Source organism: Geothrix rubra (genome assembly GCF_030268065.1).
Taxonomy (GTDB): Bacteria; Acidobacteriota; Holophagae; order Holophagales; family Holophagaceae; genus Geothrix; species Geothrix rubra.
The window spans coordinates 371884-391493 of record NZ_BSDD01000002.1; the positions used below are offsets into that span (position 1 = coordinate 371884).

17 protein-coding genes are annotated in these 19610 nt (G+C 69.4%); 15 read left to right on the forward strand and 2 right to left on the reverse strand.

Features of this window, described 5'->3' with window-relative positions; translation table 11 throughout:
• Nucleotides 1–41: 41 nt before the first annotated feature.
• From QSJ33_RS06435 to QSJ33_RS06455, 5 genes are all read left to right on the forward strand, one after another.
• The gene (locus QSJ33_RS06435) at nt 42–731 is read left to right on the forward strand and encodes a sensor histidine kinase (protein ID WP_285723741.1); all 690 of its coding nucleotides are present in this window, start codon (nt 42–44) and stop codon (nt 729–731) included.
• A gap of 103 nt (nt 732–834) precedes the next feature.
• The gene (locus tag QSJ33_RS06440; protein WP_285723742.1) at nt 835–1935 is read left to right on the forward strand and encodes a GGDEF domain-containing protein; all 1101 of its coding nucleotides are present in this window, start codon (nt 835–837) and stop codon (nt 1933–1935) included.
• Between the two features lie 77 nt (nt 1936–2012).
• Nucleotides 2013–2744, forward strand: a complete 732-nt coding sequence (locus QSJ33_RS06445) for a DUF3187 family protein (RefSeq protein WP_285723743.1) — start codon at nt 2013–2015, stop codon at nt 2742–2744.
• Between the two features lie 51 nt (nt 2745–2795).
• The gene (locus QSJ33_RS06450) at nt 2796–3077 is read left to right on the forward strand and encodes a hypothetical protein (protein WP_285723744.1); all 282 of its coding nucleotides are present in this window, start codon (nt 2796–2798) and stop codon (nt 3075–3077) included.
• Nucleotides 3078–3680: 603 nt separating this feature from the next.
• On the forward strand, nt 3681–4244 hold the full coding sequence (locus tag QSJ33_RS06455) for a hypothetical protein (RefSeq protein WP_285723745.1): 564 nt from the start codon (nt 3681–3683) through the stop codon (nt 4242–4244).
• Here QSJ33_RS06455 and QSJ33_RS06460 read toward each other — a convergent pair.
• Nucleotides 4241–5578, reverse strand: a complete 1338-nt coding sequence (locus tag QSJ33_RS06460; protein ID WP_285723746.1) for an outer membrane beta-barrel protein — start codon at nt 5576–5578, stop codon at nt 4241–4243. The genes QSJ33_RS06455 and QSJ33_RS06460 overlap by 4 nt on opposite strands.
• 179 nt (nt 5579–5757) lie before the next feature.
• Here QSJ33_RS06460 and QSJ33_RS06465 point away from each other — a divergent pair, with 179 nt between their 5' ends.
• The 8 genes from QSJ33_RS06465 to QSJ33_RS06500 all read left to right on the forward strand — a co-directional run bounded on the left by QSJ33_RS06465 (nt 5758) and on the right by QSJ33_RS06500 (nt 15997).
• Nucleotides 5758–5946 (forward strand): hypothetical protein, encoded by a 189-nt coding sequence (locus QSJ33_RS06465; RefSeq protein ID WP_285723747.1) that lies wholly within the window; start codon nt 5758–5760, stop codon nt 5944–5946.
• 2 nt (nt 5947–5948) lie between these two features.
• Complete coding sequence (locus QSJ33_RS06470) at nt 5949–6041, forward strand: potassium-transporting ATPase subunit F (RefSeq protein ID WP_285723748.1); 93 nt, start codon at nt 5949–5951, stop codon at nt 6039–6041.
• A gap of 61 nt (nt 6042–6102) precedes the next feature.
• The gene (kdpA, locus tag QSJ33_RS06475) at nt 6103–7812 is read left to right on the forward strand and encodes a potassium-transporting ATPase subunit KdpA (protein ID WP_285723749.1); all 1710 of its coding nucleotides are present in this window, start codon (nt 6103–6105) and stop codon (nt 7810–7812) included.
• 15 nt (nt 7813–7827) lie between these two features.
• Complete coding sequence (kdpB, locus tag QSJ33_RS06480; RefSeq protein WP_285723750.1) at nt 7828–9927, forward strand: potassium-transporting ATPase subunit KdpB; 2100 nt, start codon at nt 7828–7830, stop codon at nt 9925–9927.
• 7 nt (nt 9928–9934) lie between these two features.
• Nucleotides 9935–10507, forward strand: a complete 573-nt coding sequence (gene kdpC / locus QSJ33_RS06485) for a potassium-transporting ATPase subunit KdpC (RefSeq protein WP_285723751.1) — start codon at nt 9935–9937, stop codon at nt 10505–10507.
• A 9-nt stretch (nt 10508–10516) separates the two neighbouring features.
• Complete coding sequence (locus tag QSJ33_RS06490; RefSeq protein ID WP_285723752.1) at nt 10517–13207, forward strand: sensor histidine kinase; 2691 nt, start codon at nt 10517–10519, stop codon at nt 13205–13207.
• Complete coding sequence (locus QSJ33_RS06495; RefSeq protein ID WP_285723753.1) at nt 13204–13905, forward strand: response regulator; 702 nt, start codon at nt 13204–13206, stop codon at nt 13903–13905. Before QSJ33_RS06490 ends, QSJ33_RS06495 begins: the two co-directional genes overlap by 4 nt.
• A gap of 55 nt (nt 13906–13960) precedes the next feature.
• Complete coding sequence (locus tag QSJ33_RS06500; RefSeq protein ID WP_285723754.1) at nt 13961–15997, forward strand: molybdopterin oxidoreductase family protein; 2037 nt, start codon at nt 13961–13963, stop codon at nt 15995–15997.
• Here the strand turns inward: QSJ33_RS06500 and QSJ33_RS06505 are convergent.
• Entirely contained in the window at nt 15987–17171 is a 1185-nt protein-coding gene (locus QSJ33_RS06505) for a DUF2235 domain-containing protein (protein WP_285723755.1), read from the reverse strand. The two genes, QSJ33_RS06500 and QSJ33_RS06505, sit on opposite strands and share 11 nt — an antisense overlap.
• Nucleotides 17172–17322: 151 nt before the next feature.
• On the opposite strand from QSJ33_RS06505, the gene gmk reads away from it, so the two are divergent.
• Both gmk and QSJ33_RS06515 read left to right on the forward strand, forming a co-directional pair.
• Nucleotides 17323–17937, forward strand: a complete 615-nt coding sequence (gene gmk / locus QSJ33_RS06510; protein ID WP_285723756.1) for a guanylate kinase — start codon at nt 17323–17325, stop codon at nt 17935–17937.
• Between the two features lie 82 nt (nt 17938–18019).
• A complete protein-coding gene (locus QSJ33_RS06515; RefSeq protein WP_285723757.1) occupies nt 18020–19609 on the forward strand; it encodes a S41 family peptidase in 1590 nt (529 codons plus the stop codon).
• Nucleotide 19610 lies beyond the last annotated feature (1 nt).

Sequence of the window (19610 nt, forward strand, 5' to 3'; positions counted from 1 at the left end):
CGGTCGCGGTTGAGCGCGGACCACACACGGTGATTCGGTCCATGGCTGCGTCCGCCCACGAACTGAAGAGCCTGCTCACCGGGATCCTCCTGCTTGCAGAACAAATCACCTTGGAATCCCCGTGCCCCGAAGGCGGAAATGGGCACCTGGCTCATCGAATCATCGAAGGAGGCCAGCAGATGCAAAAGTGCATCAACGGCCTCCTGCAATCCGCCGCATCCGGCTTTCGTCAGGTTCCCGTCCTACGCACCCGGTGCAACCTTTCCACCGTCCTTCGAGAGGTGGTCAAGTCCAACTGGGACTATGCCATGAGCAAGGACATCCGCCTTCGTTACCCAAATCTCGAGTCGAAGGAGTGCTGGGGTCATCTCAACGAAGAATGCCTTCGCATGGCCGTAGATAACCTGGTCAACAATGCCATCAAGTTCTCCCCTTCCGGGACGGAAATCCAGGTTCGCCTCGTTCCACATCTGCGCCACGGATTCCCCCATGCCCTGATCCAGGTGAAGGATCAAGGCCCCGGCCTGACGGCGGACGACATGGCCAGAGCCTTCGGTCCATTCCAGACCCTATCTGCCAGGCCGACAGGGAACGAATCAAGCTCGGGTCTGGGTCTCTCGATCGTACGAGAGACCGTGGAACAACTCGGGGGCAGGACCTGGATCGAGAGCAGGCACGGTCAAGGGACCACCGTTTGCCTCGACCTTCCGTTGGAGGTTCCCATTCCCTAGCCTGGACTTCCTGGACCTGGATAAAAAGTCGACCCGGGGTGGACAAAGCCGCTCCATTGCTCCATTGTGCAGGACAATCTCATTGCGTTCAGGCCGGCGGACTATGGAACAACCATCTCCAGGCGCCCTCCCTACCGTCCACACCACGGTTTCTGAATTCCGCTTCAAGGAGTACGAGCGGCTCAGCCTCACTCTGTCCCTGATCATCACCTGTCTGGGCCCCCTCCTCACGTTTGTTCAGGACCTTCTTCTCAACCCCCATCTGGCGGGCTTGTCCCTTCGCATTGGGCTTTGTTCGATGGGAATTCTGGGCCTCTATCCCCTGGCCCTCGGACTCGCGTTGTCCCGCCGGCTGATTCAGGCCATCGCAATCCTGAGCCCCTCGATCGTGGTGTGCATGGATCTGCTCTTGAGGGCCGATCAACCCGGGGATGTCACCAGATCCATCGTGCTGCTCCTCTATCTGATCGCCTATGCGCGGATTCTCGCCCTGCCTTTCGGGCTTCCGGTGACCATCTCCAGCATCGCCATGCTCCTCCTGATTCCACTCGCACTGATGGTCTCAGGGCTTCTTCCAGGCTTGTCCGCGGTCCGGATCCTGATTCCCCTCATTCCCATGGCCTTGATGATGTTCCTCCTGGAACTGCTCCTGACCCGGAACCTCCACGAGACCCATCGGCAGCGGAAGCAGCTTGAGGACATGGCCATCCAGGACCCGTTGACTGGCCTCAACAATCGCCGTTATTTCGTGCTGTCGGCCTCCGAACATCTCAGAATCGCCGCTCGAAGCGGGCGTCCTCTCTGCATCCTCATGGTCGATCTCGACCATTTCAAGCGGATCAACGACACTTTCGGGCACGCGACCGGGGACCAGGTGATTCGCCTTACCTCCGACGTGCTCCGTCATGAACTTCGCGCTTCGGATGTCCTGGCCAGGTTCGGGGGGGAGGAATTCATCGCCTGTCTTCCCGATACGGAACAAGCGGCCGCGATGGTGGCCGCCGAGCGGATCAGGTCGAACCTGGAGAAGTCTGCCCTGCAAGGCCCTCAGGGGGCGGATTCCATCCTGCGAGTGACGGCCAGCATCGGGATCGCCGCTGCCGGTGCTGGCACTGACACGCTGGAGATGCTGATTGAGAGGGCTGACAGGGCCCTTTATGAATCGAAAAGGGGCGGGCGGAACCGGGTCACATGCGCAGCCTAGGGCCATCCATACCCGCGGCCCCCACGGGGCTGCGGAAGGGACCGTCGGGTGGATGGAAGAGGACCTGTGGCCCCAGCATGGCCTTGCTGCTGGGAAGCCTGCTCCCCCTGTTCGGGCAGGAACCGATGGAAATGGGCCCCATCCCGACGAGAGAGATGTTCCCGCTCTACCTTCTGCCGATGGTCTACCAGCCGGTGGATCCCACCCCCCTCGGCCGGGGGCGCTGGCGGGTGGCACTGGATCATATGCAGGCCAATACCTTCGAGTTCTCGGACAACCTGAAGGACCAGGCGCCGCGCGATGCCCAGGGGCGGCTTGCGATCACGCGGGAATTCGTGCTCGCGCACGCTTCGGAATACGCCGCAATCCCACTGATGTTTTTCTTCGACGAGGAGATCGCCCGGACTTCACTTCGCGTGCGCTATGGCCTGACGGACCAGACAGACCTCTGGATGGAACTCCCGTACCAGAGCCAGAGCGGCGGCTTTCTGGACGGTGTCATCGAGGACTTCCACAAGCTTGGGTTTGAGCAGTTCGGCCGGGACCTGGTGAAGAAAGACCAGGTCACTCTGATGGTGATGACCTACGGCCATCTGGATTTCTACAGCGACCAAAGCATCCGAGGGAAAACGCAAGACCCAACGGTTGGGCTCCTCCATCGAGTCACAGGGGGGCCAACCTGGACCCTGTCCGCATACTTGGCGCTCAAGCCCCCCATCACCACAACCTATGGCATCTTCCGCTCCGGTTGGGACCATTCCCTTGGGCTCACAGGCAGGTGGCAGCCGAACCTGCATCACGTCTTCTAAGGGGGATTCGGATTCATCCGACGGCCTAGTGGCTCTGCCGCCTACAACGCCATGGCCTTCGGGAGCTTCCGCGATGCCTGTGGAGCCCACGGTACCTGGGAGTACCGTCGATGGCGCAAGGTCCGCCCCTTCCTCCAGCTCTACCTGGAGAGCGGCTTCCTTCCGAAGCAGCCCTATCAGAAGCTCGACCGGTCGAGCCTTCAGCACGATCTGGGATTCCACTGGCAGATCAAGAAGAACCTGGTCTTCACCTTCCGCTATCTCAACAACATCACCCACAACGAGAACACAGCCGACATGGGATTCGGGGCAAGCCTGACGGCCTCGTTCTAGGAGGCAGTTCCGAAGGCAGCCCGATCGATACGGGCGACGTGCCGAGATCCATCAGGCATTCCCCAGCCTCAGATGCATGCTAATGAACGCGCGAACAGCGCCCTCACGGCCTACCCTCCGCCTATGCTCTGCCCACACCATCGCGCAGTGGGTTTCCCAGCTCATGGTCCTGGCTGCAGGCTTTCTGGCCCCTCGATGTGATTGGGGCGGAGATCCAGGAGGCCAGCGCCTTTGGCACCCGAGACAGAGAGAGTCGGATGAGCTGTTTATTGGCTGTTATCATTAGTTTTATAATCACTCTGCATGGCCGGACAGCTTATGCTTCCGACATTGAATGAGCGGACAACTTATGGTTCCAGTGCCGAGGCATTCGGATCGATTTCACCTCTGAAATGGGGCTGAAATCGGGCCTCTTCGGACAGGATATGCTTCCTGAACCGGACACCTTTTCGTTCACGACACATTTCCATGGCTGGGCTCCGCCGGACGGTCAGCCGCGGGGCCTCCGCTCCCCGGACCGTGATCCAGGCCGGGAAACGCCACTGGTATGCTTCCCCCAGTTCGACCAAGCCGACCTGGCAGGAGGAGGGAGCGGTGGCGAGGGTGCCCTTTGTCGCGCAATGGGTCCAGGCCGGATCCGATCTGTTCCAGTGGGGCCGGAAGGCCGCCTACTGGAAGGGCCAGAAGGGCTGGTGGGCCTCCCGGCAGGGCGACGAGGGCATCAAGGGCCCTTTCCGGACGCCCGGTTCCGCCCAGGCGTGGGCCGAAGCACCTTTCCGGGAGCAGCACCGGATCGCCCAGCAGAAGGAGCGGGAGGACGCCCTGCAGGCGCTTGAAGCCAGGCGGGCCAGGCTCGCCTCCCGGAAGGCGCGGGCCTTGGATCGGGCCGAGGCCCAGGAGGCCCGGGATCTCGCCACCTGGAATGGCCTCCCCGCCGATGCGCGCGTCGTCCAGCCGGGTCAGGTCTGGGCCCTGAAGGACCCCCGGTTCGCGCAGCGCCAGATCCTGGTGGTCGAAGTGAAGAAGACGATCGCCGTGGTCCTCGCCAGGGACGCGAAGGCCAGGCCCTGGAAGGGGCTGGCCCGCGAGCCCAGGACCCTGGGCCACCTGCCCCGCCTCTACCGGCTGGTGGGCATGGCCAGGATCCCGGCTCCTCCCAAGCCCTAGAACTTCACCAGCATGGCCAGGGTCATCCGACTCTCCGTCTTCTTCAGATCGGGGGCCCAGCCGGGGACGGCGGAACCGGGCGCGCCCTGGTTCCCGCCCGGGGGCGTCACGCCGCCCGGCCCTGCGAAGTAGGGAACGCTCGCGCCGCGCCGGTTGAACTCGGCGCGCAGGGTGAGGAACGGATTCGGCATGTAGTCGTAGGTCACCGACCCGTCCCAGGCATGGTACGGATCACCCGGATTCTGGGTGAAGTAGGGCGTGCCCGAGGCAGCCGTGGCGCCATTGATGGGGGGCATCAGCACCAGGTAGCGCCCGGGATTCGTGATGGCGCCCCCGCCGACCGTGACCGCGTGGCGTTCCCCGAACCAGAAGCGGTTGTAGAGCATCCAGCCGGCGAAGTACTGCTTGGGCGCCGTGGCGGTGCCCGAGCGGCTGACCCCGCCGCCCTGCTCGTCGCCCAGGTCGAAGGTGAACGTCGCCGCCATGCGCGTAACGAGGCGATCCGGCCGCTCCCAGTACTTCCACTGGAGGCTGTTGTCCGTGTGGCGCCGGGTGCGCTTCTGGTTCCCCAGCGTGTCCGCCCCGATGAAGTAGTTGTTCGAGATGAGGTTCACGCTCCCGGTGGGGCGCCAGTTCAACGAGGCCCCGATGCCCGGCGTGTTGTTGAGCATGTTGTAGGACTGCCAGCCATTGATGAGCCACAACTCCAGCTTCAGCCGGTCGCTGGGGAACACCTGGAGGCGCAGGCCGTTGAAGAACCAGGGCGTGTTCGAGGAGACGTACGAGGGCTGGTAGGCCCAGTTGTCGAAGTTGTAGTAGCTGAAGAGGCCGATGTAGGACATGAAGATGCCGGCGTCGAGGTTGACGCCGTGCAGCGCGTCCCAGTGGTAGCCGCCGTAGGCTTCCGAGATGTAGCGGTAGGCGTTGTCGGTCTGCCACTGGCCCTTCGACGGACTCGCATCGTTGCGGGGCGTCATCGTGGAATACATCCCGAACTGGGTCATGATCCGGCCCCGCACGTTCTCCCAGTGGAAGTCCCCGCCCAGGCCCAGCTGCTGGACCTGCACCTCGGTCGTGCGGCCCAGCTCGCTCGATCCCACGAGGGTGTGGTCCTGGGGATGGTTGAAGTCGTAGACCAGGTTCATGTCCGCCCGGAACTCCCCCGTGAAGTACTTCGAATCCAGCAGGGCATCCTTCTGCCGGCTGTTCCCGTTCAACCAGGTGAAATCGGCGAAGGCGAAGGGTTCCGCCGGCGCGGCAGGGGAGGCCGGGGCATCTCCCCCTGCCCAGGCGGGGAGTCCCGCCACCAGGACGAACAAGGCTAGCGGTCGCATACGCACTCCTCCCGGGGCCGAGGCGCCCGGGGGCAGTGTCCCCGCTGGGGCATTAAGGCGGCGTTAAAAGGCCGGGCCTTAACGGTTTCCTAACGCCGGGGCGGGCCCTCTTAACCCCGTGCTAATCCCGGCGGGCCGAGGCTGGGGGGGTCCGGGCCCGTCCCGGCGCCGGAGGCGACATGCGAATCCAGATGCCCTGGTTCCCACCCGTGGGCCTGCTGACGGGGATCGGCGGAGCCACCGTGGCCCGCCACCTGGTCCACGCCGGCGGTCGGCGCCATCGGCTGGAGGCGGGGTTCATCCTGGCCCTCACCTGGTTCCCGACCCTCATCTGGCTGCTCGTCCAGCTCCCCTTCCTGGCGAGGTGACCATGACGCCCGCCCTCACCGTGGCCTTGATCCTGGCCCTGGGCCTCCTGGCCTACCTGGCCTTCGCCCTGCTCGCGCCGGAGCGCTTCCAATGAGCCAAGATCAGCCGAGAACCACCTCCCCGCGACGGGAAGCCATGAAGACAGGACGTGCGGCATGAGCCACGCCTGGACGCAGAACCTCCTCTTCCTGGCCCTGCTGCTGGCCCTGGCCCCTCCCCTCGGGGCCTTCATGGCCAGGGTGCTGGAGGGCGGGCGCACCGTCCTCCACCCCCTCCTTCAGCCCGTGGAGCGGGCGCTGTACCGGCTGATGGGCGTGCGGGAAGACGAAGACATGGGCTGGAAGGCCTACGCCTGGTCCATCACCCTCCTCAAGCTCCTGGGAGGAGGCGCGGTGTTCCTCCTGCTGCGGACCCAGGCCTGGCTGCCCTGGAATCCCGAGCACCTCGGCAACGTCCCCTCGGGGCTCTCCCTGAACACGGCCGTGAGTTTCGCCACCAACACCAACTGGCAGGCCTACAGCGGGGAGAGCACCCTAAGCTACCTGAGCCAGATGCTGGGCCTCACCGTGCAGAACTTCCTCTCGGCGGCCACGGGGATCGCCGTGCTGGCGGCCCTCGTGCGCGGCATCGTGCGCCGCAGCGCCACGGGGCTGGGCAACGCCTGGGTGGACGTGGTGCGGAGCGTGCTGTACATCCTGCTCCCGCTCTCCGCCGTCTTCGCCCTGGTCCTCGTGTCCCAGGGCGTCGTCCAGACCCTCGCGCCCTACGCGCACACCGCCACCGGGCAGGTGCTGGCCCTGGGCCCGGCGGCCTCCCAGGTGGCCATCAAGATGCTGGGGACGAACGGAGGCGGGTTCTTCGGGGCCAACGCGGCCCACCCCTTCGAGAACGGGACCCCCCTCTCCAACTTCCTCCAGACCCTTGCCATCCTGCTCATCCCCGCCGCCCTGTGCCTCTCCTTCGGGCGGATGGTGAAGGACCGCCGCCAGGGCTGGGCCCTGCTGGCGGCCATGACCGTGGTCTTCGTGGGCGCCCTGGCGGTCTGCACCCAGGCCGAGCTGGCGGGCAACCCCGTCCTGTCCCGCCTCGGTGTAAATGCGGCGGCCAGCCGGGAGCCAGGGCGGGAGCAGCCGGGCGGGAACATGGAGGGCAAGGAGCTGCGGTTCGGGCCCGGCCCCTCGGCCCTGTGGGCCACGGCCACCACCGCCGCCTCCAGCGGCTCCACGAACGCCGCGCTCGACTCCTTCACGCCCCTGGGCGGCCTCGTCCCGCTGTGGCTCATGCAGCTGGGCGAGGTGGTCTTCGGGGGCGTCGGGTCCGGGCTCTACGGCATGCTCCTGTTCGTGCTGGTGGCCGTCTTCATCGGGGGCCTGATGGTGGGGCGCACCCCGGAGTACCTGGGCAAGAAGGTGGAGGCCTTCGACATGAAGATGGCCTCCCTGGCCATCCTCCTCCCCTGCGCGGCGGTGCTCCTGGGCACGGCGGTGTCGGTGCTGGTGCCCGCGGCCGCCGCCGCGGCGGGCAGCCCGGGACCCCACGGGTTCACCCAGATCCTCTACGCCTGGAGCAGCGCCGCGAACAACAACGGCAGCGCCTTCGGAGGCCTCGCGGCCGACACCCGCTTCTACGACCTGGGCCTGGCCGCGGCCATGGTGCTGGGGCGCTTCGGCGTCATCTGGCCCGTGCTGGCCCTGGCGGGCTCCCTGGTGCGGAAGAAGCACACCCCGGAAGGCCCCGGCACGCTGCCGACCCACACCCCGCTGTTCGTGGCGGTGCTCGTCGGGGTGGTGCTCCTCGTAGGCGCCCTGACCTTCATCCCCGCCCTGGCCCTCGGCCCCGTCGCCGAGCAGCTGGCGCTGCGCTGAATCGAGGAGACGACCATGGCTTCCAGCTCCCGGCATGACCTCGGGCCCCGTCCGTTGTTCGAGCCCGCCATCGTGCGCCGGGCGGCCCTCGACGCCCTGCGCAAGCTCAGCCCGCGCCACCAGCTCCGGAATCCCGTCATGTTCACCGTGTGGATCTGCAGCGCCTTCACCACGGGCCTCTGGATCCAGGCGCTCGGGGGCCACGGCGAGGGCCGCCCGGGCTTCATCCTGGCCATCTCCCTGTGGCTCTGGTTCACCCTCCTGTTCGCGAACTTCGCCGAGGCCATGGCCGAGGGTCGCGGGAAGGCCCAGGCCGATGCCCTGCGCCGCGCCAAGCGGGACGTCCTGGCCCGCCGGCTGCGGGAAGCCGACCACACCGGCCCCGCCGAGCAGGTGGGCGCCTCGGAACTGCGGATCGGCGACCTGGTGCGGGTGGAGGCCGGCGAGACCATCCCCGGCGATGGCGAGGTGGTGGAGGGGGTGGCCTCCGTGAACGAGAGCGCCATCACGGGGGAGAGCGCGCCCGTGATCCGCGAGAGCGGCGGCGACCGCTCCGCGGTGACGGGGGGGACGCTGGTGCTCTCCGATTGGCTGGTGATCCGCATCTCCGCCAACCCGGGGGAGAGCTTCCTGGACCGCATGATCGCCATGGTGGAGGGCGCGAAGCGCCAGAAGACGCCCAACGAGATCGCCCTGGACATCCTGCTCGCGGGCCTCACGATCATCTTCCTGCTGGCCACGGCCACCCTGCTGCCCTTCTCCATCTTCAGCGCAAAGGCCGCCGGGCAGGGCCATCCCCTGGGGCTCACGGTGCTGGTCTCCCTCCTGGTGTGCCTCATCCCCACCACCATCGGCGGCCTGCTGAGCGCCATCGGCATCGCGGGCATGGACCGGATGATCCAGGCCAACGTCATCGCCACCTCGGGCCGGGCCGTGGAAGCCGCGGGCGATGTGGACGTGCTGCTGCTGGACAAGACGGGCACCATCACCCTGGGCAACCGCCAGGCCGTGGCCTTCCTGCCGGCCGCGGGGGTGGATGTCCAGGAGCTGGCCGACGCGGCCCAGCTCTCCTCCCTGGCCGACGAGACGCCGGAGGGGCGGAGCATCGTCGTCCTGGCCAAGGAGCGCCACGGCCTGCGGGAACGCGACGTCCACGCCCTGGATGCCCATTTCGTGCCCTTCTCCGCCCAGACGCGCATGAGCGGCGTGACCACGGGCTCCCGCGAGATCCGGAAAGGGGCCGCCGACGCAGTCGAGGCCTTCCTCCGGGCCCAGGACGCGCGCTTCCCCGAGGATGTCCGGCGGACCGTCGAGCAGGTCGCCACCGGCGGCGGCACGCCCCTCGTGGTGGCCGAGAAGACCGGGGCCGGCAGCCGGGCCCTGGGGGTGATCCACCTCAAGGACATCGTCAAGGGTGGCATCAAGGAGCGGTTCGCGGACCTGCGCGGCATGGGGATCAAGACCATCATGATCACCGGCGACAACCCGCTGACGGCCGCGGCCATCGCCGCCGAGGCGGGCGTGGACGACTTCCTGGCCCAGGCCACCCCCGAGGCGAAGCTGAAGCTCATCCGCGAGTACCAGGCGGGCGGGCGGCTGGTGGCCATGACCGGCGACGGCACCAACGACGCCCCGGCCCTGGCCCAGGCCGACGTGGCCGTGGCCATGAACAGCGGCACCCAGGCCGCCAAGGAGGCCGGGAACATGGTGGACCTGGACTCCAACCCCACGAAGCTCATCGAGATCGTGGAGATCGGCAAGCAGATGCTGATGACCCGCGGCTCGCTCACCACCTTCAGCATCGCCAACGACGTGGCCAAGTACTTCGCCATCCTCCCCGCCGCCTTCGTGGCCACCTATCCGGCCCTGGGCGCCCTCAACGTCATGCGGCTCCACAGCCCGGAGAGCGCCATCCTCTCGGCGGTGATCTTCAACGCCCTCATCATCGTCTTCCTGATCCCGCTGGCCCTGCGGGGCGTGAAGTACCGACCCCTGGGCGCCGCCCGGATCCTCCAGCGGAACCTGCTCGTCTACGGCGCGGGAGGGCTGGTGGTGCCCTTCGTGGGCATCAAGGCCATCGACTGGCTCCTCGTCACCCTCCACGCCGTCGCCTGAGGCTGCCATGAACCTCCAGCTCCGCCCTGCGCTCGTCTGCCTCGCCGCCTGCTCGGTCCTCACCGGACTGGCCTACCCGCTTGCGCTCACCGGCCTGGCCAGGATCCTCTTCCCCAGCCAGGCCGGAGGCAGCCTCCTCCGGCAGGACGGGCGGGTGATCGGGTCGGCCCTCATCGGCCAGGCCTTCACGGCTCCGGACTACTTCTGGGGCCGACCCTCGGCGACGGCGCCCGGGCCGTACAATGGCGCCGCCAGCGGCGCCTCCAACCTGGCCCCCAGCAGTCCGGAGCTCCGGAGGGCCGTCGAGGCGCGCGTCGCGGCCCTCCGAGCCGCGGATCCCGAGGCCACCGGACCCGTGCCCGTGGACCTCGTCACCGCCTCCGCCAGCGGCCTGGATCCCGACATCAGCCCGGCGGCGGCGGCCTTCCAGGTCCGCCGGGTGGCCCGGGCGCGGGGACTGGACGAGGCCCGGGTCCGGGCCCTCGTGGCCCGGCACACCGTGGGCCCCCAGTTCGGCCTCCTAGGCGAACCCCGGGTGAACGTGCTGGCCCTGAACCGCGACCTGGACACGCTGCGCTAACGTACCTCCATGGATCCCCACCGGCCCGATCCCGACGAGCTGCTCCGGCAGGTGCAGGAGGAGGAGGCCCGGACCCGGCGCGCCAAGCTCAAGATCTTCTTCGGGGCGGCACCCGGCGTGGGGAAGACCTACGCCATGCTGGCCGAGGCCCAGGAGCGCCGCCGCGAGGGGCTGGACGTGGTGGTCGGGGTGGTGGAGACCCATGGCCGGGAGGAGACGGCGGCCCTGCTCGAGGGCCTCGAGGTGCTGCCCCGCCGGGAGCTGCCCTACAGCGGCCTGTTCCTGCCGGAGTTCGACCTGGATGCCGCCTTGAGACGGCACCCCGCGCTCATCCTCATGGACGAGCTGGCCCACACCAACGTGAAGGGTTCCCGCCACGACAAGCGGTGGCAGGACGTGATGGAGCTGCTGGACGCCGGCATCGACGTCCACACGACCCTCAACGTCCAGCACATGGAGAGCCTGCGGGACGTGGTGGCCCAGATCACCGGCGTGGTGGTCCGGGAGAATGTGCCGGACACGATCCTGGAGCGGGCCGACGAGGTGGAGCTGGTGGACCTCCCGCCGGACGACCTGCTGGTGCGCCTCAAGGAAGGGAAGGTCTACCTCCCGGACCAGGCCCGGCACGCCAAGGACCGGTTCTTCCGCAAGGGCAACCTGCTGGCGCTGCGCGAGCTGGCCCTGCGGCATACCGCGGAGAGCGTGGACGCCCAGATGCGGCGCTACATGGCGTCCGAGGGCATCCGGAAGACCTGGGCCGCCGGGGACCGCCTGCTGGTGTGCATCGGGCCCGACGAGCTGTCGGGCCGGCTCATCCGCGGGACCCGGCGGCTGGCCGGTGCCCTGGGGGCCCGCTGGACCGCCCTCTACGTGGAGACCCCGCGCCACTTCCGGTATTCCGAGGCGGACCGGGCCCGGCTGGAGGAGCACCTCCGGCTGGCCGAGAAGCTCGGCGGCGAGACGGCGGTCATCGAGGGCGGGGGCGCCGCCGCGGAGGACATCCTCGCCTATGCCCGGAGCCGGAACATCACCAAGATCGTCCTCGGGAAGCCCTCCCGCCCCCGCTGGATGGACCTGCTCCTGGGCTCGCCGGTGGACGATCTGGTCCGCGCCAGCGGGGACATCGACGTCTATGTCATCACCGGCGAGGCCGGGCAGGCGTCCGTCCCGCCCAGCCTCGCCCGCCGGCTCACGAGCCCCCTGCGGAACTACCTCCTGAGCGCCCTGGTGGTGGGGCTGGCGAGCGGCGCCGCGGGCCTGATCTTCCACCGCACGGAACTGGCGGACATCGTCATGGTGTACCTCCTGGGCATCGTGCTGGTGGCCACGCGGTTCGGACGCGGGCCCTCGCTGCTGGCCTCCCTCCTCAGCGTCGCGGCCTTCGACTTCCTCTTCGTCCCGCCCTACCTCACCTTCGCCGTGGGGGACTTCCGTCACATCGGCACCTTCGGCGTGATGCTCCTGGTGGGCGTGGTCATCGGCAACCTCACGGAGCGCATCCGCGCCCAGGCCCGGCTGGCCCGGAGCCGCGAGCAGCGGACCCGCGCCCTCTACCAGCTGGGCCAGGCCCTCGCCCAGGGCGGGGGGTCCACGGCCATGGTGGGATCCGCCATCCAGAACGTCGCCACCCAGTTCCAGAGCCACGCGGTGGTGCTCCTCCCCGACGCCGCCGGCCGGCTGCAGGCGCCCGACCATCAGCTGGCCTTCCCCCTCAACGACCAGGAGCGCGGTGTGGCCCAGTGGGTCTTCGACCACGGGGAACCGGCGGGCCTGGGGACGGTGACCCTGCCCGGCGCCCGCGCCGCCTACCTCCCCCTCAAGGGCGCGGCGGGGGTGATCGGCGTCATGGGCGTGCTGCCCGACAGCGCCCCCCAGTGGGAGGAACCGGACCAGCGGCAGCTGCTGGACGCCTTCGCCAACCAGACGGCCCTCGCCCTGGAGCGCGCCCTCCTGGCCGAACAGGGGGCCGCCGACCGCCGCCGCGCCGACGAGGAACGGCTCCGCAACGCCCTCCTCAGCTCCGTCTCCCATGACCTGCGCACGCCCCTGGGCGTCATCACCGGCGCGGTGAGCATGGCCCTCGACACCCCGGGACTTTCCGAGGCAGGCCGGCGGGAGCTGCTCCAGTCCGCCCAGGAGGAATCCCAGCGCCTCCACCGTCTCGTCTGCAACCTCCTCGACATCACCCGTCTGGAGGCCGGATCCCTGGAGCTGCGGAAGGACTGGATCCCCCTCGAGGAGATCATCGGCTCCGCGCTCACCCGCCAGGAGCTGGCCGCCGAAGCCCCCCGGGTGCGGGTCCTCCTCCCGGAGGATCTGCCGGTGGCGCCCCTGGACGGGGTGCTGATGGAGCAGGTGCTCCTCAACCTCCTGGACAACGCCCTGAAGTACTCTCCCCCCGGATCGCCCGTGGACATCAAGGCCTGGGCGAGCGGGAAATCGCTCACCCTCTCCGTGACGGACCACGGGCCGGGGATTGCCGAGGGCGAGGAGGAGCGGATCTTCGAGAAGCTGGCCCGCGGGAAGGGGGCGGAGGGCCGCCCCGGCGCGGGCCTGGGGCTCGCCATCTGCCGCGGGATCGTGACGGCCCACGGAGGGCGGATCCAGGCCACCAACCATCCCCACGGCGGCGCCCAGTTCCTCGTGACCCTGCCCCTGGGCGATCCCCCCCCCGTCCTGCCCCCGGAGGCCGTCCCATGAGCGATCAGCCCCCGCCCCTGATCCTGCTCGTGGAGGACGAGCCCCAGATGCGCCGGTTCCTGCGGGTGGCGCTGGAGGGCAGCGGACACCGGTTCCTGGAGGCCGCCACGGCCCAGGAGGGTCTCACCCTGGCCGCCAGCCACCGCCCCCAGATCATCCTGCTGGACCTCGGCCTCCCGGACATGGACGGCCTGGAGCTGACGCGGCGCCTCCGGGAATGGTGCGCCACGCCCATCATCGTGCTCTCCGCCCGGGGCCAGGAGACCGACAAGATCGGCGCCCTGGACGCGGGCGCCGACGACTACCTCACCAAGCCCTTCAGCACCGGCGAGCTGCTGGCCCGCATCCGGGTGGCCCTCCGCCACGAGCGGAACCCCCAGGGCGGCGAGGCGCCCGTCTTCAGCCTGGGCCGCTGGCGGGTGGACCTGTCCCGGCGCCAGGTCCTCGTGGACGGAGCGGAAGTCCACCTCACGCCCCTCGAATACAAGCTCTTCACCACCCTCATCCGCCATGCCGGGAAGGTGGTCACCCACCAGCAGCTCCTGCGCGAGGTGTGGGGCGGCGTCCCCGGGGCCCAGCCCCTCTACCTCCGGGTCTACATGACCCAGCTCCGCCACAAGCTGGAGGAGGATCCCTCCCGCCCCCGCCACCTGCAGACCGAGCCGGGGGTCGGGTACCGGCTGAGGACCGACGATTAGCCCCTGCCCCGTGGCCCCGACCGCGGCGATGATGGAACCTTCCACTGGGGTGCCTATGCCTTCCAGCCTCCACCGATCCGTCTGCCCCTACGACTGTCCGGACGCCTGCGGCCTGGTGGTGCGCGTGGAGGATGGGCGGGCCGTGGAGGTGACGGGGGATCCCGAGCACCCGTTCACCCGGGGAAGCCTCTGTCCCAAGATGAACCGCTACCAGGACACGGTGCACCACCCGGAGCGGCTGACGACGCCCCTGCTCCGCACCGGGCGGAAGGGCGACGGCGCCTTCGCGCCCATCGGCTGGGACGAGGCCCTCGACCGCATCGCGGCGCGCTGGCGGGGGATCGTGGCCACCCACGGCGCCGAGGCCATCCTGCCCTACTCGTACGCAGGCACCATGGGCCTCGTCCAGCGCAACGCGGGCCATGCCTTCTTCCACCGCCTGGGGGCCTCGAAGCTGGACCGCACCATCTGCTCGCCCGCCAAATCGGCCGGCTGGGCCCTGGTGATGGGCGCCACGCCGGCACCGCACCCGGACGCCTGCGCCGCCAGCGACCTCATCCTGCTCTGGGGCATCAACGCCGCCGCTACGACCGTCCACAGCCTCCACGCCGTGCGGGAGGCCAAGCGGAACGGCGCCCAGGTGTGGCTCATCGACACCTACGACCACGCCACCGCGCCCCTCTGCGACCGCGTGGTGCATGTGCGCCCGGGCACGGACGGGGCCCTGGCCCTGGGGATCCTCCACCTGCTGGACCGCCTGGACCTCTGCGACGAGGCCTTCCTCGCCGCCCACGTCCAGGGCGCGGCGGAGCTGCGCGAGCGCATCCTGCCGGACTACCCGCCGGAGCGTGTCGAGGCGATCACGGGCGTGCCCGCGGCCACCCTCCGCGAGCTGGCGGAGGCCTACGGACGGGCCCGGGACCCCCACCTCCGTCCTGGCAACGGCCTTTCCCGCTACGGCAACGGGGCCATGGCCCTCCGCACCCTCGCCTGCCTGCCGGCCTTCGTGGGGGCCTACGCCAAGCCCGGCGGGGGGGCCTTCGCCTCCACCAACACCGGCGGCGCCTTTCCCATGCATCTCCTGGAGCGGGAGGACCTGCTGCCCGGGCCCGTCCGCACGATCAACATGAACCAGCTGGGCCGGGCCCTCAACGAGCTGCAGGATCCGCCGGTGGCCTCGCTCTACGTCTACCATGCCAACCCCGCCGTCGTGACGCCGGACCAGAACGCGGTGCTGCGCGGCCTGGCGCGAGAGGACCTGTTCACCGTGGTCCACGAGCGGTTCCTGACGGACACCGCCCTGTTCGCCGACCTGGTGCTTCCCGCCACCTCGTCCCTTGAGCACGCCGACCTCTACCGCGCCTTCGGCTCCTACTGCATCCAGCGGGCCCGGCCCGTGGTGGTGCCCGTGGGCCAGAGCCGCTCGAACCTCGAGGTGTTCCAGGGCCTGGCCCGGTTGATGGGATTCACCGAGGAGGTGTTCTCGCAGTCCGCGGACGAGCTCATCGACGCCCTGCTGGCGGCGCCCCACCCGTGGCGGGAGGGCGTGGACACCGCCCGGCTGGACCAGGGCCTCGCCGTGGAGCTGGATCCCGGAACGGCCCCCGGATTGCGGTTCCTCACCCCCAGCGGGAAGGTGGAAGTCCTCAATCCCCGCGATCCCGAACCCCTGCCCCGCCACCTGCCGGCCCACAGCGCGGACGACCCGCACCCCCTCCAGCTCGTCACGGCCCCGGCGGTCCAGGGGCTCAACTCCACCTTCCACGAGCGGGAGGACCTGCGGCGGCGCATGGGGGCCATGACCCTCCTCCTGAACCCCGCCGAGGCCGGGGCCCGCGGGCTGGCGGACGGGGCCCCGGTGACGGCCTTCAACGGCCTCGGCGAGGTGGCCTTCACCCTGCGGACGACCGCCAAGGTGCCGCGCGGTCTCGCCGTGGCCGAGGGCGTGTGGTGGCGGCGCTTCGCCCCGGGCGACCGCACCGTGAACGCCCTCACCTCCCAGCGGCTCACGGACCGCGGCGGGGGCAGCACCTTCTACGACAACCGGGTGGACGTGCGGGCGGGCTGGCCGGTCCCGGCCGTCAGGCCATGACCACACCCTCCTTCGCCTCCCCCTGGGCCACGTAGGCCCCGAGATTGCCGGGCGCGTAGACCTCGGGGGCCACGCCCGGATCCGGCGCCACCGGGCCGCCCGCCATCCGATCCAGGACGGAGCGATGGAGCCGCAGCCCGGCCGGGAGGGCCCGCGCGCCGGTGGGCAGGTGGGTCCAGGGGAAGTGGGCCCAGGGACGATGGGCGATGCCCGTGGCCGAGGGGGCGGGGGGCCAGGCCGGGAGGGCGGCGAAACGGAGGCCCTGTTCGGCCAGCCGGTCCTGCATCCAGGCCAGAGCCCCATCCGACAGGCCGCTCTCGGACCCGGCGGGATAGCCTCCGCCCACGTCGGCGTGGGCTCCGGGGAAGAGGGCCTGGACGATCCGGGGATCGGGATCCCACAGGGTCGGATCGAAGTCCTGCCGGATCTCGTCCACGGACACGGCGTGCAGGCCGCAGGCCACCCTGGGGCTCAGCTTCGTGTCCGCGAACCGGAAGAGGTCCAGGCGCTCGTGGTCCGCGGCGAAGGCCGGGATGCCCATGGCGCCCACCGTGTCCCACACGGCCACCGCCCGGAGGGGGACCCGGATCAGCTGGTCCGTGCCCGGCGGCCGGCTGAGGAAGCCCGGCAGGTCGGCCACGAAGGATTGCAGCCGGCCCATGAAGGTGTCGTGCAGCGACTGCTGGTGCCGGTACCACACGGCCGACCCCCAGCGGTAGGCGGCCTCCTTGTCCGCGAGGTCGAGCCTGGAGGCGTCCATCAGGCCCTGCTTCGCCACCAGCCCGGCGAGGGCCCGGGCCGTGTAGGCCCCGCGGCTGAATCCCACCAGGTAGATCGCATCCCCGGCTTCGTAGTTCCGGGAGAGGAAGGTGTACCCGCGGACCACCCGGGCGATGAGCCCCGCCCCGAACGCCCCCCCGAGGAACTTCACCAGCGGATTCTCCGAGTCCCCCACGCCGTGGAGGTACTTCGCCAGCTGGACGGGCCTGTCCGCGGCATCCGCGGCCCGGCGCTCCTGCTCGTCGGCGAGGCGCAGGGACGCCGGGGAGTCGAGGCCCTCCAGGTTGGCGAAGAGCTTGAAGACGTTGGTGGGGCTGCCGGTACGGAGGCCCTCGCCGGCCTCGCCGGGACCATTCCAGGTCCCGTCGGCGCAGAAGACGAGGTTCTTGGCCATGGACCCTCCTGCGGGGACGGTGGGCGCCAGATGGAAGTCGGAACAGGGGAGTTGGACGGGACACGATACGGCAGGAACGGGGCCCCCGCAACGGGCCGGCCCCGGGGGAGGCGGACGCCCGTTCCGCTAGAGTGGAGGCTGGAGGATCCCCTTGCTCGACCATCCCGGCAACGTCTTCGTCGTCTCCGCGCCGTCCGGGGCGGGCAAGTCCACCCTCGTGCAGCGCCTGGTGGCCTCGGTGGCCGACCTCCGCTTCTCCATCTCCTTCACCACCCGGAAGCCCCGGCCCGGGGAGGTGGACGGCCGCGACTACTTCTTCGTGGACGAGGCCCGCTTCGACGCCATGGTCCGCGAGGGCGGCTTCGTGGAGTGGGTGGAGGTCTACGGCCACCGCTACGGCACGGGCCGGGCCTGGTTGGAGGGCCAACTCGCCAGCGGGGTGGACATCCTGCTGGACATCGAGACCACGGGCGCCCTCAACCTCCGCCGGGCCATCCCCGACGCCCAGATGATCTTCATTCTCCCCCCCTCCGCCGCGGCCCTGGAGCAGCGGCTGCGCGGCCGGGGCAAGGACTCGGACGAGCAGGTGGCCATCCGGTTGAAGCATGCCCGGCACGAGCTGGAGCTGTACCACGCGTATGACTACCTCGTGGTCAACGACGACCTCGAGACCGCCTACCGGGCCTTCGAGAGCATCATCCACGCCACCCGCGCCCGGAAGGAGCGGATGGCCCAGGTGGCCCAGCGGATCCTCCAGGGGTTCTAGGGCCCTCGGCAATTTCCCAGGCGTCGCCGCCACTCCGGTCCGGTCGTATGCTGGGGGGAGGCGTTCGCCCCGGGGGAGCCGCATGGCCCGCTTCGTCAAACGGAACTGGATGTGGCTGATGGTGGCGGCCACGGTGGCCCTCACCGGGCCCCTACTGGCCCGCAACGGCGCCGAGGGCGCCAAGCAGAAGAGCCTGGACACCCTCACCGAGGTCATGGGCGTGGTGGAGAAGGAGAGCCCGGAGGCGCCCACCGCCAAGCAGCTCACCCACGCCACCATCCAGGGCATGCTGCACACCCTGGATCCCCACTCCAACTACATGGACGAGAGCGAGTTCCGGCGCCTGCGGGAGGACCAGAAGGGCTCCTTCTTCGGCATCGGCGCCGTCATCCAGCAGCACGAGCAGGGCATCGCGATCATCAGCCCCATGAAGGGCGGTCCCGCGGAGCGCCTGGGCGTTCGCGCCGGCGACATCATCAAGGAGATCGACGGCACCAGCACCGAGGGCATGAGCTCCAACCAGGCGCTCCAGAAGCTCCGGGGCGAGAAGGGCACCATCGTGGAGCTCGCGGTCCAGCGCTCCGGGGTCCCCAACCTGCTCCGCTTCTCCATCCCCCGGGCCGAGGTCCCCACCAACAGCGTGGACTTCGCCTTCATGCTCACCCCCACCACGGGCCTCATCAACATCAAGGACTTCGGCGAGACCACCTCCGACGAGTTCGAGCGGGCCGTGGCCATGCTCAAGAAGCAGGGGATGAAGCAGCTGGTGCTCGACCTCCGGTACAACGGCGGGGGCGTGCTGGATTCGGCCATCGGCATCTGCCGCCAGCTCCTCGGCCCCGATCAGCTCATCGTGACCCAGAAGGGCCGCGACGGCCGCGAGGAGAGCCAGACCCGGACCACCCGGGGCGCGTCCTTCGACCCCTTCCCCCTCGTGGTGCTGATCAACCGGGGCTCCGCCAGCGCCAGCGAGATCGTCACCGGTGCCATCCAGGACCACGACCGGGGCCTGGTGGTGGGGCAGACCAGCTGGGGCAAGGGGCTCGTGCAGAGCGTGCTGCCCATCAACCGGTCCCGCGGCCTGGCGCTCACCACGGCCCGCTACTACACGCCCTCCGGCCGCTGCATCCAGCGGGACTACTCCCACGGCCTGGATGACTACTACAACCCGGATGACGACAAGGACACCAAGCCCCAGGGCCCCGCCTACAAGACCGACCTCGGCCGCGTGGTGTACGGGGGCGGTGGCATCACCCCCGACATCGTCCTGGCGCCTCCCCGCCTCACGGAGTACGTGCTGATCCTGCGCAACCGCTACTCCGCCTTCTTCCGCTACGCGGTGCAGGAGAAGGACCGCTTCGGCATCCGTCCCGGCGAGCACGCGGACGACGTGGTGCTGGACCGCTTCAAGACCTGGCTCCTCGAGCAGAAGCTGCCCTACACGGACAAGGACTGGGAGGCCAACAGGGCGGCCGTGAAGGAGCAGCTCTCCATCGAGATGCAGAACGTGGGCTTCGGCACCGAGGCGGGGTTCAAGATCCTGTGCGAGACCGACCCGGTCGTCCAGAAGGCCCTCGAGGTGATGCCCCAGGCCGAGGACCTCCTCCAGAAGAAACTGCAGGCACCGGCCCCCCGGGCGCAGGCCGCCATGAATGTCGAAACCTTCCGCTGAA